Source organism: Pseudomonas sp. GM102, from assembly GCF_000282555.1.
Taxonomy (GTDB): Bacteria; Pseudomonadota; Gammaproteobacteria; order Pseudomonadales; family Pseudomonadaceae; genus Aquipseudomonas.
In genome coordinates, this window is record NZ_AKJB01000100.1 from 18421 (window position 1) to 31097 (window position 12677).

At 60.6% G+C, this 12677-nt stretch carries 13 protein-coding genes; 5 read left to right on the plus strand and 8 right to left on the minus strand.

Annotation, left to right across the window (positions count from 1 at the left end):
* Window positions 1-58: 58 nt before the first annotated feature.
* Window positions 59-991 (plus strand): DMT family transporter, encoded by a 933-nt coding sequence (locus PMI18_RS06295; protein WP_007905116.1) that lies wholly within the window; start codon window positions 59-61, stop codon window positions 989-991.
* Here PMI18_RS06295 and PMI18_RS06290 read toward each other — a convergent pair.
* Window positions 927-2117, minus strand: coding sequence for an MFS transporter (locus PMI18_RS06290; protein ID WP_007905117.1), 1191 nt, complete (start codon window positions 2115-2117; stop codon window positions 927-929). The genes PMI18_RS06295 and PMI18_RS06290 overlap by 65 nt on opposite strands.
* Window positions 2118-2221: 104 nt before the next feature.
* On the opposite strand from PMI18_RS06290, the gene ptrR reads away from it, so the two are divergent.
* Together ptrR and PMI18_RS31760 are read left to right on the plus strand one after the other, a co-directional pair.
* On the plus strand, window positions 2222-3115 hold the full coding sequence (ptrR, locus tag PMI18_RS06285; protein WP_007905118.1) for a putrescine utilization regulator PtrR: 894 nt from the start codon (window positions 2222-2224) through the stop codon (window positions 3113-3115).
* 140 nt (window positions 3116-3255) lie between these two features.
* Window positions 3256-3384 (plus strand): PA1414 family protein, encoded by a 129-nt coding sequence (locus PMI18_RS31760; RefSeq protein ID WP_007905120.1) that lies wholly within the window; start codon window positions 3256-3258, stop codon window positions 3382-3384.
* Window positions 3385-3570: 186 nt separating this feature from the next.
* Here the strand turns inward: PMI18_RS31760 and PMI18_RS06280 are convergent, their stop codons facing one another.
* From PMI18_RS06280 to speB, 6 genes are all read right to left on the minus strand, one after another.
* Complete coding sequence (locus tag PMI18_RS06280) at window positions 3571-3822, minus strand: hypothetical protein (protein WP_007905122.1); 252 nt, start codon at window positions 3820-3822, stop codon at window positions 3571-3573.
* 55 nt (window positions 3823-3877) lie between these two features.
* A complete protein-coding gene (locus PMI18_RS06275; protein WP_007905125.1) occupies window positions 3878-4603 on the minus strand; it encodes an MBL fold metallo-hydrolase in 726 nt (241 codons plus the stop codon).
* 136 nt (window positions 4604-4739) lie between these two features.
* The gene (locus PMI18_RS06270; RefSeq protein ID WP_007905127.1) at window positions 4740-6119 is read right to left on the minus strand and encodes a sodium:solute symporter; all 1380 of its coding nucleotides are present in this window, start codon (window positions 6117-6119) and stop codon (window positions 4740-4742) included.
* Window positions 6120-6308: 189 nt separating this feature from the next.
* Window positions 6309-7820, minus strand: coding sequence for a purine-cytosine permease family protein (locus PMI18_RS06265; RefSeq protein ID WP_007905128.1), 1512 nt, complete (start codon window positions 7818-7820; stop codon window positions 6309-6311).
* Window positions 7821-7874: 54 nt separating this feature from the next.
* Window positions 7875-8297 (minus strand): YybH family protein, encoded by a 423-nt coding sequence (locus PMI18_RS06260; RefSeq protein WP_007905130.1) that lies wholly within the window; start codon window positions 8295-8297, stop codon window positions 7875-7877.
* A gap of 9 nt (window positions 8298-8306) precedes the next feature.
* Window positions 8307-9257, minus strand: a complete 951-nt coding sequence (gene speB / locus PMI18_RS06255; protein WP_007905133.1) for an agmatinase — start codon at window positions 9255-9257, stop codon at window positions 8307-8309.
* A gap of 375 nt (window positions 9258-9632) precedes the next feature.
* Between speB and PMI18_RS06250 the strand changes: the two genes are divergently transcribed.
* Together PMI18_RS06250 and PMI18_RS06245 are read left to right on the plus strand one after the other, a co-directional pair.
* Window positions 9633-10526: a LysR family transcriptional regulator gene (locus tag PMI18_RS06250; RefSeq protein WP_007905136.1), complete on the plus strand. Its 894-nt coding sequence runs from the start codon at window positions 9633-9635 to the stop codon at window positions 10524-10526.
* Window positions 10527-10530: 4 nt separating this feature from the next.
* Complete coding sequence (locus PMI18_RS06245) at window positions 10531-11127, plus strand: tRNA-uridine aminocarboxypropyltransferase (protein WP_007905138.1); 597 nt, start codon at window positions 10531-10533, stop codon at window positions 11125-11127.
* A 146-nt stretch (window positions 11128-11273) separates the two neighbouring features.
* Here PMI18_RS06245 and PMI18_RS06240 read toward each other — a convergent pair whose 3' ends face one another.
* Window positions 11274-12638 (minus strand): HlyD family type I secretion periplasmic adaptor subunit, encoded by a 1365-nt coding sequence (locus PMI18_RS06240; protein WP_007905140.1) that lies wholly within the window; start codon window positions 12636-12638, stop codon window positions 11274-11276.
* Between the last annotated feature and the right edge of the window lie 39 nt (window positions 12639-12677).

Sequence of the window (12677 nt, forward strand, 5' to 3'; positions counted from 1 at the left end):
CGGGGCTTTGCTTTTACTGTCGAGTCACTGCCATGGATTGTGTTATCGAGGTGTTCCGGTGAGCGCCACCCGGCGTAGCGCCGATGGGTTTGCCCTGCAGGTGATGGTCGGGTTGTGCCTGATCTGGGGCGTGCAGCAGGTGATGATCAAATGGGCCGCGCCCGACATCGCGCCGGTCATGCAAGCAGCGGGGCGGTCGGGGATTTCCGCGTTGCTCGTAGGATTGTTGATCTGCTGGAAGGGCGGTTGGGATCAGGTCGGTACTACCTGGCGCGGCGGCTTGCTGGCGGGTGCGTTGTTTGGTCTGGAGTTCTTCTTCATTTCCGAAGGCCTGCAATTGACCACGGCGGCGCACATGTCGGTGTTCCTCTACACCGCGCCGATCTTCACCGCGTTGGGCGTGCATTGGCTGCTGCCGAGTGAGCGTTTAAGACCGGTGCAGTGGCTGGGGATTTTTCTTGCCTTCGTCGGCATTGCCGTTGCGTTTGCCGGTGGTGTGTCGTGGGACAACCTCGACCACCGCATGCTGATGGGCGATGCGTTGGGCGTGCTGGCCGGCGCGTCCTGGGGCGCGACCACCGTGGTGGTGCGCGCCTCGCGTCTGTCGGAAGCGCCGGTGACCCTGACGCTGTTTTATCAACTGATCGTCGGCTTCGTCGGCTTGCTGTTGATCGCGATCCTCAGCGGGCAGGTCACCCATGTCAGCCTGACTACAGTTGCCGTGGCCAGCGTGCTGTTCCAAGGGGTGGTGGTGTCGTTCTTCAGTTACCTGACCTGGTTCTGGCTGCTGCGCCGTTATCTGGCAGCGAACCTGGCGGTGTTTTCGTTCATGACGCCGCTGTTCGGCGTCACGTTCGGCGTGGTGCTGCTGGGCGAAGAACTGAGCCTGAACTTCGTGATCGGCGCGGTGCTGGTGTTGCTCGGGATCACTTTTGTGAGCGCAGAGCAGTGGGTCCGCCGTCGTTTGCGCAAAGCGCTTGGGCAACCCTGACCGGGTGCAGCAACAGACCTCCTGCGATGAGCAAACCGCTGCCGGCGATCATCAGCGCGGGTTGCAATCCACCGCTGAAATGACTGCTCAGCGCGGCCAGCAACGGCCCGCTGAGCTGACCCACGGCGAAGCACGCGGTCAGCAGCCCGGCGTTGCGCTGGGTGGCATGGGGCGCCAGTTCCCGGGAGCGCTGCATCACCAGTTGCATGCAGGCCAGGAACGGTCCGCCACACAAGATCACCCCTAACGCCAGGCCGGCACCGCTGCCCAACAGGCAGGCGAAGACCCCGGCCGCCTGCAACCACAATGTTGCCATCAGCCAATGGCGAGTGGCATTCGGGTTGTGCCGACGCAGGCTCACCAACACCACCCCGATTGCCGCCGCCAGACCGAAGCACGGCCAGAACAGGTCGGCTTGCCATTGCCCATGGAACTGCGCGCTGGCCATTTGCGAGAGGAAAGTGGCCGGGATGATGTAGCCCAAACCGTACAGACCATAGATCACCGGTAAACGTCCGACACCTTGGGCACCCGATGTGACGGCAGACGGTGTCGCCGTAGAAAGGGCGGCCGGTTGCGGCAGGAACGGCAGAATCCCCAACAGCATCACCAGCCCGACACCGGCATACACCAGCCACAAGACTGCGGACGTCTGCCCCAGCAGGTTCGAGCCCAAGGCCAGCAACCCTGTCAGAAAAATCCCCAGGCCCGGTCCGGCAAAGACCAGGGCGCCAAGTCGCGGACGACCAGCCGCCGATGCCAGCGGTTGACTCAATGCGGTAATCATCACCAATACCCAGGCGCTGGCCACGCCCGTGCCGAAACGCAGCACCAGATGCGACCAGAACCCGTCGGCCCAGAACGAGGCCAGGGTCAGCAGCACACAAAGCCACAATCCGCCAAACAGGCGTCGACGAACCTGATCGGGACGACGGGCGAACATCGCGTCCACCGCGCCGGCGAAGTAGCCGAGGTAGTTGGCGGCGGCAATCAGACCGGCGGCAGTCAGGTCGATCTGGCCTTCGCTGAGCAAGTGCGGCAGTTGCGGGGTGAGGGCGAAACGCCCGATGCCCATGGCCATCATCAGGGCGATGAAGCTGGCGGTTAAGCGAATCAGAGGGGACATGGTCTGAGTTCCGTTCCGAGGATCAATGACCGTCAGGCTAGGACTGATTGACTTTCTTTAAAAATGAATAATAGTGAGAAACTTGTTCTGATTTGGAGAATGGCGTGGAATTCAGCCAATTGCGGATCTTCCAGGCGGTGGCGCAGGAGGGCTCCATTACCCGCGCTGCTGAACGCCTGCATCGCGTGCCGTCCAACCTGTCGACCCGGCTCAAGCAGCTCGAAGAGCAACTTGGTGTCGAACTGTTCGTACGTGAGCGTCAGCGTTTGCAGTTGTCACCTGCGGGAAAAGTCCTCTTGGACTACACCGCCAAGCTGTTCGCCTTGCACGACGAAGCCCATGCGGCAGTGCAGGGCGGGCAACCGGCCGGGGATTTCGTACTGGGCACCATGTACAGCACCGCCGCAATTCACCTGCCAGAGCTGTTGGCGCGTTATCACCGCAGCTATCCGGCGGTGAACCTGCAAGTGCAATCGGGCCCCAGCGGCGAATTGCTCGAAGGTCTGCTCACCGGGCGCCTCGATGCGGCGCTGGTGGACGGTCCGCTGGAACTGGCTGGGCTCGACGGCGTGCCGTTGTGCGACGAACGGCTGGTGTTGATCAGCGAGGCCGATCATCCGCCGGTACGCAGCGCACTGGATGTCGAAGGACGCTCGGTGTTCACGTTTCGGCAGGGGTGTTCCTATCGGATGCGTCTGGAAGCCTGGTTCGCCCATGATCACGCGGCCATGGGCCGGGCGATGGAGATCGAATCCTATCCGGGAATGCTCGCCTGTGTGATTGCCGGCTCTGGCGTGGCGCTGATGTCGGAGTCGATGCTCGCCAGCCTGCCGGGGCGCGAAAGCGTAGCAGTGCACCCGTTGGCCGAGCCGTTCGCCAGCGCGACCACTTGGCTGATGTGGCGCAAAGGCATGGTCGGGGCCAACCTGAATGCATGGATCGAGCAGCAGCAGGCGGTGTATCCATCGGCAGCGATTCAGGCCCGGGCAATTGCTTGAACGGGCGGTCTGGGATTTGGATCAATTTAGTAACAGATCATTGCGATCTTGGGCGAGCATTGCGTAGGACTTCGGACTATTATCAGTGCGAAGGGGCTACAGAACTTCGGCCGCTCGGCACGACCCTGAAGGGGGGCATCATGAAAGAGAAAATCCAAAACTGGCTGCATGACCTGGGTGTCGCACTCGGTTTGATCGAACCGCCTCTGCAACCCATACCCATTCGCACCGACGACGAACAACGTCGCCGCCAGCAGCGCCGCCGGTAAATCTGGCAAATCACCTGTGGCGAGGGAGCTTGCTCCCGCTGGGGTGCGCAGCGGCCCCATTCATCGCCACTGAGGTGGATCAGCTCGAGCACGGATGCAGCTTGCGATTGCTGCGCAATCGAGCGGGAGCAAGCTCCCTCGCCACAGAGGTTCATTCGTCATATTAGTGGTATCTGACAACCCGTCTCAATACCGCCCGATCTCAATCAAAAACCGGCTCAAGTCGTCGACGGTCGTCGCAGTCTTGAGCATCCGGTCTTCTTCGGCGATAGACGCTGTCAATCCCAGCTGATCTTCCAGATGGAAAATCAGATCTTCAATATCTTCTTTATCCAGTCCCAACTGCACCAGACGGGTGTTGTCGTCGAAGTCATCCCGGCCCTCCAGCAGGCGGCTGATGAAGCTATGCACGGCATTATGAATGGCATCTCTTGTCATGATTGTTCTTCGAGGGCGTCATTGTTGTTGTCCCTGACGCTGAGTACAGCAGGCTTCAGACGTGCCGACGCTGCCACTCGTCTATCATCGTGCGCAAATACTCCCCGGAAAAACTCCCGAAATGCCCGCCATGCACCGTGCGGATCGGCAGCGCGCGCAAGCGTTGCAGGCTGCGAGCGTAGTCGTCGAGGTTGGAGTGGTAGACGTTTTCGATCAGTGGCCCGTCGTAAATGATGTCGCCGCTGAACAGGGTTTCGGTCGCCGCCTCGAACAGGCTGATGCCACCCGGTGAATGACCCGGTGTGTGCAGCACTTGCAGGACCCGATCACCGAGATCGAGCACGTCGCCTTCTTCAATCAAACCCGTGGCCGGCGCGGCTTTGACCCGGTATTCGGCGTAGCACAACGGGCAGTCGGGGTGAGCCTCGAACATGTCGTCGCCGACGAAAGCCCTGCTCAATGTGTTTTCACCGTCCGGAGAAGCCAGAATCTGTGCTTCGGCCGGGTGCACCAGCCGTTCGGGGAATTCGTGATGCCCCGCGATGTGGTCGAAATGGCAATGGCTGGCCACCGCCACCAGTGGTCGTTCGGTGATCCACGGCAATTGCTCGCGCAGGCTGACCAGCCCGGAACCGCTGTCCAGCAGCAAATCCTTGTCACGCCCCTGAATGTGCCAGAGGTTGCAGCGGTAAAAGGGCCGAATGTAGGGCTCGTGAATCAGGCAGATGCCATCGCTGAACTGTTTGACCTCAAACCACTGATCGCGGCTGACGATCTTCATGGGCAGATTCCTTCAGGCGAAAAAAACGGGTGTGGCAAGTGGGCGTGTCCTCCCTTATTTCCTGCGGCGCAGGAAATAAGGGAGGACACGCCCGTGCCACACCCGTCGAAGAAAGCATCTAGTCGTTATGGAAAGTTTAGGCGGCGCTGGCCACCACTGCCGGGCGACGGGACAGCAGGCTGACCACCACGAAACTCACCAGACCCACGCCGAGGCTGTAGTAGATCGGGGTGTTGGCGTCCATACCGTCCTTGACCATGAACAGCAGCGCGGTGGCAAAGCCCATGCCCATGCTGGCGATAGCGCCGGCGGTGGTTGCGCGTTTCCAGAAGATTGCACCGATCAGCGGGATCAGCATGCCGCCCACCAACAAGTTGTAGGCCAGGGTCAGGGCGCTGATCACGTCGTTCACCACCAGCGCGATACCTAGCACGGCGATGCCGGTCAGCAGGGTGAACAGGCGATTGACCGCCAGGGTCGATTGTTTACCGCCGCGCAGTTTCGGCAGCAGGTCTTCGGTCAGGGTGGTGGCGGCGGCGAGCAGGCCGGCGCTGGCGGTGGACATCATGGCCGCCAGGGCAGCCGCAATCACCAGGCCACGGATACCGTCCGGCAGGGACAGTTTGACGATGGCGGCGAAGGCGTTGTTGACGTTGTCCAGGTCCGGGATCAGCACATGAGCGGCCATGCCGATCAGGGCGCAGGCCAGCCCGTAAAGGATGCAGTAGAAGCCTGCGAATGTACCGGCGACCTGAGCCACTTTGGCGCTCTTGACGGTGAATACACGCTGCCAGATGTCTTGGCCGATCAGGATCCCGAAGAAGTAGATCATGAAGTAGGTGATGATGGTGTCCCAGCCAATCGTGGTGAAGCTGAAGGCGGTTGCCGGCAGTTTCAACACCAACTCATCCCAACCACCGACGCGGTACAGGCAGATTGGCAACAGGATGAACATCAGGCCCACGGTCTTGATGACGAACTGGACGATGTCGGTCAGGGTCAGGGACCACATGCCGCCGATCGCCGAATAGATCACCACCACGCCACCGCCGACCAATACCGACAGCCAGAACGGCAGGTCGAACAGCACTTGCAGCACGGTACCAATGGCCAGGATCGAGACCACGCCGATCATCAGCGCATACGCCAGCATGATCACCGCGCTCGCGGAGCGGGCCATCGGGTTGTAGCGTTTTTCCAGCACCTGGGTAACGGTGTAGATTTTCAGTTTCAGCAGCGGTTTGGCGAGGAACAGGTTCAGCGCCACGATCCCGCAACCGAGGGCCGCGCAGAGCCAGAAACCGGAGATGCCATGGACGTAGCCCAGGCGCACGGTGCCGACGGTAGATGCGCCGCCCAGAACGGTAGCGGCCATGGTGCCCATGTACAGGCTCGGGCCGAGGTTACGACCGGCGACCAAAAAGTCTTCGTTGGTCTTGGCCTTGCGCATGCCGTAGTAGCCGAGTATCAGCATCGCGGCGGCGTAGATGAGTACGACGAATAAATCCAAAGCCATGATGGCGTGTCTCCGATTGTCTTTTTTATGGTGAGGCTGAAATCAGTCTTTGTGGAAAATCGACCTCTGTAGGAGCGAGGCTTGCCCGCGAACGGGGCGCCGCGGTCCATCAGGCAGACCGCGTCATCGTTCTTCGCGGGCAAGCCTCGCTCCTACAGGTAATGCGTTGACCACAGGTAATGTGTTGAATCAGGCGGCTTGTCGTATCGCCGGTTTACCGAGCGAATCCTTGCCCTTGCTGCGTGCATCGGTCGGGCCAAACACTTCCCGCGATTCCGGGAACAGGCTCAGCAGCGTCAGGTACACCACGGAGGCCAGGCCCAGTGTCACCGGCAGGGAGATGTCGATGCCCCCGGCCAGATCACCCAGCACACCGACAAACTGCCCCGGCAGGTTCACGAAGCACAAACCCACCAGCGCACTCGGGATCCAGGCACCCAGGCCGCGCCAGTTCCAGCCGTGGGTGAACCAGTAACGGCCACCTTTCTCGCCACGGGTGAACACTTGCAGGTCATCCGGGCAGTAGAAGCCGCGACGCACCAGCAGGCCGATGATCATGATCACCATCCATGGGGTGGTGCAGGTGATGATCAGCACGGCGAAGGTCGACACGCTCTGCACCAGGTTCGCCGCAAAGCGCCCGATGAAGATGAAGGCAATCGACATCACACCGATCAGCAGCGTGGCCTTGACCCGCGACAGTACCCGTGGGAACACGCTGGACATGTCCAGCCCGGTGCCATACAGCGACGTGGTGCCGGTGGACATGCCGCCGATCACCGCAATCAGGCACACCGGCAGGAAGAACCAGCTTGGCGACACCGCCAGCAGACCGCCGACGTAGTTGTTGGCCGCGATGTAGTCCGGTGCCTTGATCGCCACGATGGTGGCGGTGGCGAGGCCGAACAGGAACGGGATGAAGGTGGCGATCTGCGAGATCACCACGGCGGCCATGATCCGGCGCTTGGAGGTGTCACGCGGGATGTAGCGCGACCAGTCGCCGAGGAATGCCCCGAAGGAAATCGGGTTGCTCATCGCTACCAGCGCAGCGCCGATGAAGGCCGCCCAGAAACCCGGTTGACCGAGGCTGACGCTGCCGGCGTAGTTCACATCGAAAGGACCGGCGAAGGCGAAGACGCCCAGCAGGAACAACAGGCTGGCGCTCCACACGGCGATTTTGTTGACCCACAGCAGGAAGCGGAAGCCGTAGATGCACACCGTCAGCACCAGGATCGCGAACAGACCGTAGGCCAGGCCCAGGGTCAGGTCGGTTTCCGGCAGGCCGATCAGGCGTTTCGCGCCACCGATCAACGCATCGCCCGAGCTCCACACCGAGAGCGAGAAGAAGGCGATGGCGGTCAGCAGCGACAGGAACGAACCGACGATCCGCCCGTGCACGCCGAAGTGCGCACCGGACGACACGGCGTTGTTGGTGCCATTGAGCGGACCGAACAGGCCCATCGGCGCAAGGATCAGCGAACCCAGCAACACGCCCAGCACAATCGACCAGACGCCCGCCTGAAAAGACAGGCCGAACAGTACCGGGAAACTGCCGAGCACGGCGGTGGCAAAGGTGTTGGAACCGCCGAAGATCATCCGGAACAAGTCCGTCGGGCCTGCGGTGCGTTCGTTGTCCGGGATCTGTTCGACCCCGTAGGTTTCGATTTGCGTAAGGCTTTGGTCTTTGTTGTTGTTATTCATGATCTGCTCCGATCATAAAGGCGCGCTCATCGTGCGTGAGCGTCACCTGTTTGGCTAAGGGGGTGGCAGCCCTTCCGGCATGGCGGACAAATGTTCGTGGCAGGCCAGCCATAGGCCTTGTTGTTCTTGGCCAGACGTCTGTTTCTTGAAAACAATCGTCTCGCGTTCCTGGCTGAAGTGTTGCTCCCCTTGCATGCGCAGCTCGGTGGCTACGTCATGGATGAAAATCGCCACGTCACCTTGCAGGCTGACGAAGGCGTTGCTCGAGGTGCATGACAGCACCTCGAAGCCGTCCTCGGCGCGCCAGGTGTCCCACAACGCCTGATAGGCATCGCGCGACAGCAGGGGCTGCTCGAGGGTGTAGAACACAAAGCTGGCATCAACGCTGAATGCGCCGAAGTAAGCTTCGCGATCGTTACGGGCAAAGGCCGATACCAGCTCGGCGGCGGCGTTGAGAACCTGATCACGTTCGCTCATGACCGATCCTCAGCGATGGACCACGCCCGGCAGTACGCAGAGCATTTCGTACAGCAGGTTGGCGCCCAACAGCGAGGTGTTACCGGTGGTGTCGTACGCTGGCGAGACTTCTACCAGATCGCAGCCGACCAGGTCGAGGCCTTGGCAGCCGCGCACGATTTCGATCGCCTGAATGGTCGTCAGACCGCCGATTTCCGGGGTGCCAGTGCCTGGTGCCCAGGCCGGGTCGATACCGTCGATATCGAAACTCAGGTACACCGGACCGCCGCCGACTTTTTCGCGAACTTCGGCCATCAGCGGTGCCAGGGATTTGTGCCAGCATTCTTCAGCCTGAACCACACGGAAGCCTTGATTGCGGCTCCAGTTGAAGTCATCAGCGGTGTAGCCCTGAGCGCGCAAGCCAATTTGCACCACGCGGTCGCAATCCAGAAGGCCTTCTTCTACAGCGCGACGGAAGGTGGTGCCGTGGGCGATCTTCTCGCCGAACATGTGATCGTTCACATCGGCGTGCGCGTCGATGTGTACCAGGCCGACCTTGCCGTGCTTTTTATGGATGGCACGCAGGATCGGCAGGGTGATGGTGTGATCGCCGCCGAGAGTCATAGGGATCACATCGTGTTCGAGGATATTGTCGTAGGCCTCTTCGATGATCCGCACGGCGTCCAGCAGGTTGAACGTGTTGATCGCCACGTCACCGATGTCGGCAACCGACAGCGAATCGAACGGCGCGGCGCCGGTGGCCATGTTGTACGGGCGGATCATCACCGATTCAGCGCGGATTTCACGCGGCCCGAAGCGGGTGCCGGGGCGCAGGGACGTGCCGATGTCCAGTGGGATGCCGATAAAGGCAGCGTCCAGGCCAGCAGCAGATGGCAAATGGGGGAGTCGCAGCATGGTGGCGATGCCGCCGAAGCGCGGCATTTCGTTGCCGCCCAGTGGTTGGTGAAGAATCTTGTCCACGGGTAAGGCCTCATCGTCGTTGTTTTATTTATGTCGGTTGCACGCTCGGGGAGAGACGGGCACCGCTGTGGGCCGATTCTGCGAAATGTAGTGGCCGGGAAGAATCGCTACGGGCAAATACTTAGTTCAGATTTTTCTAAACTAATGGGCGCAGCGGCGATAGACTTCTGACCACACGCAGAACCCCTGTGGCGAGGGAGCTTGCTCCCGCTGGGCTGCGAAGCGGCCCCAAAACCATTCATCCTGGTGTGTCAGACGGACCGGGGCAACAGGTTTTACGACTGCTGCGCAGCCGAACGGGAGCAAGCTCCCTCGCCACAAAGGCTTTTCTGAAGCCACAAAAGCCTCGCGCGTTACCTTGCAACCGGAGTCTCCATGGCCAACGCTTTACCCGACCTGAAACTATTGCGCATCTTCGTCAGCGTGGTTCGCCATCAGGGGTTCGCCAACGCCCAGCAAGAGCTCAACCTCTCGACCTCGGCTATAAGCACTTACATGAGCCAGCTCGAAGCAGCCCTCGGCCTGGTGCTTTGCCATCGCGGTCGCGGTGGTTTCAGCCTGACCAGCAAGGGTGACCTGTTCCATCAGGAAACCCTGCGGCTATTGGCCGAACTCGAAGGTTTCGAACAATACGCCGCCGCCCTCAAAGGCGAGCTGCGCGGAACCTTGAACCTGGGCGTGATCGACTCCACCGTCAGCGACAAGGCCTTGCCCTTTGCCGAAGCCATCGGCGCCTACAGTCAGGAGCACCCGGCGGTGCATTTGCATCTGTCGGTCATGAGCCCTTACGAGCTGCAACTCGGTGTGCAGGACAACCGACTCGACCTGGCCATCGGTGCCTTTTCCACGCGCATGAGCGGTCTGGTCTACATGCCGCTGTACCGCGAGCAACACTGGCTGTATTGCAGCAGTCGCCATCCGCTGTTCACCGAGCGGCGTATTCCCGAGCAAGTCATCACCCAGCAGCGCATGGTCGGTCGCGGCTATTGGAGCCAGGCCGAACTGGCCCGCCACGGTTTCAAACACAGCGCGGCGACCGTGGAAAGTATGGAAGCCCAGCTGATTCTGGTGCTGTCCGGTGCTTACATCGGTTACCTGCCGGAGCACTACGCCCAGGCTTGGGCTGACAAAGGTGATTTGCGCGTGCTGCTGCCGGCGACGTTCGGTTATCAGGCGCCGTTCTCGATGATCGTGCGCCGAGGCCGCAGCCGCGAACCGCTGATCCAGACCTTTCGTGATCTGCTTAAAGCACAACTGAATCAGGCTTGAGACGATGTCCAGAATCCAATGTCCACGCTGCCTGCGTCCACAAACCCATTGCCTGTGCCCGCTGATCCCGAGCCTCGACAGCCGCACTCGAGTGTTGCTGCTTCAGCATCCGAGCGAAGTGAACCACGCGCTGAACACCGCACGGTTGGCCGCGTTGGGGTTGAAGAATGCCGAGTTGATCGTCGGCGAGGTGTTTGAGGATTTGCCGGCGCTGTTGAATCAGCCGGGCTATCAGGCGCGGTTGCTGTTTCCCGCCGAGGATGCACAACCGTTGCAGGCTTACACCACCAATGATGAACCGCTATTGCTGGTGGTCCCGGACGGCACCTGGCGCAAGGCGCGCAAAATGCTGCACCTCAATCCGTTGTTGGCGGCGTTGCCCAGGGTGACATTGGCCGAGGGCGGGGTGTCCCGTTATCGGCTGCGGAAAGCGCCGGGGCCTGGGGCGTTGTCGACGGTGGAGGCGATTGTGCAGGCGTTGCAGACGCTTGAGTCACCCGTCAGTTTTGAGCCGTTGTTAAAACCGTTTGAGGCATTGATCGAGGGGCAGATTGCGGCGATGGGGGAGGAGGTTTTTCAGCGAAATCATGGGCCGAAATAGTTGTTGTTTCTGAGGGCCTCTTCGCGGGCAAGCCTCGCTCCTACAGGATTTATGTGGTCGCAAATGTTGAACACGACAAATAACCTGTAGGAGCGAGGCTTGCCCGCGAAGAGGCCGGACCAATCACCGCAGTATCTGGATTATCACTATCGCTCGCGCATCGCCTCGGTCCGCGCTTTCAACACCGGTTTAAGCAGGTAATCCAACACACTTTTCTCCCCGGTAATAATGTCCACCGTCGCCACCATCCCCGGAATGATCAGCAGCGGTTTCACATCCCCGCCCAAGTGATTCTTATCGGTGCGCACCTGAATCAGATAAAAGCTGTTGCCCTTGTCATCAGTGATGGTGTCCGCTCCGATCAGCTCCAGCTTCGCACTCAATCCGCCGTAAATCGTGTAGTCATAAGCGCTGAACTTGACCATGGCTTTCTGGCCCGGGTGCAGGAACGCCACGTCTTGAGGGCGGACCTTGGCTTCGATCAGCAGGTTGTCTTCCAGTGGCACGATTTCCACCATGTCGTTGCCCGGCTGGACTACGCCGCCGATGGTATTGACCTTCAGCATTTTGATGATGCCGTGAACCGGCGACACCACGGTGGTGCGCGTCACCCGGTCGTCGATGGCAATGCTCGAGGCGGTGATTTTCGACAAGTCGGTGCGTTTTTCATTCAGCTCTTTTGCCGCGTCCGAACGGAAGGATTGTTCCGACTCGTCGATCTTGCTTTTGATCTCATTGATTGCCGATTCAGCACGGGGAATCGCCAGGGTCGTAGCGTTCAGCGAGCCGCGGATTTCCACCGCGCTGCGTTTGAGGCGCAGGATTTCCACCGGCGAAACCGCACCGGTGCCCACCAGCGGCGCCGACATGTTCATCTCTTGTTGCAGCAGCGCCAGGCTGGAACTGAACTGCCCCTGTTTGGAACGGAATTCCGCCAGTTCCTGGGTTTTCTGCCGAAGCTGTTCGGTCAGCGTGCGCTGTTCGCTGGCCAGTCGGCGCTGGCGTTGTTCGTACAGCGAGCGTTCGTCCTCTGCCACTTGTGGCGCCTTGGCGATGACTTCCGCGGACAGCTTGAACGGCCGACCTTCCGCTTCGGCGGACAGCCTTTCGACCTGTGCGGTCAGCGCATAGCGATCCGCTTCACTTTCACCTTTGTTCGACAGAAATCGCGTGTCATCCAGGCGCAGCAAGGTGTCGCCCTTGTTCACCATTTGCCCTTCGCGCACGAAGATTTCCGTGACGATGCCGCCCTCCAGGTTCTGGATCACCTGAATCTTGCTCGACGGAATCGCCTTGCCTTCACCCGTGGTGACTTCCTGCAACACGGCGAATTTGGCCCAGACCAGCGAGGTGATCAGCAGCGCCGCTGCCAGCCACACGGTGATCCGCGACCAGCGCGGCGAATCCTGCAACGAGGCGCCGGCGGTTTCCGGCATGAATTCGCTTTCGGCACTTTTGCTGAAACTGCCGAGGTAGCTTCGGGCCGCTGAATCCGGTGTTTGAGCAGACATGGGCAATACCCGTCAGTTAGAGAAATAGCCGAACACAAA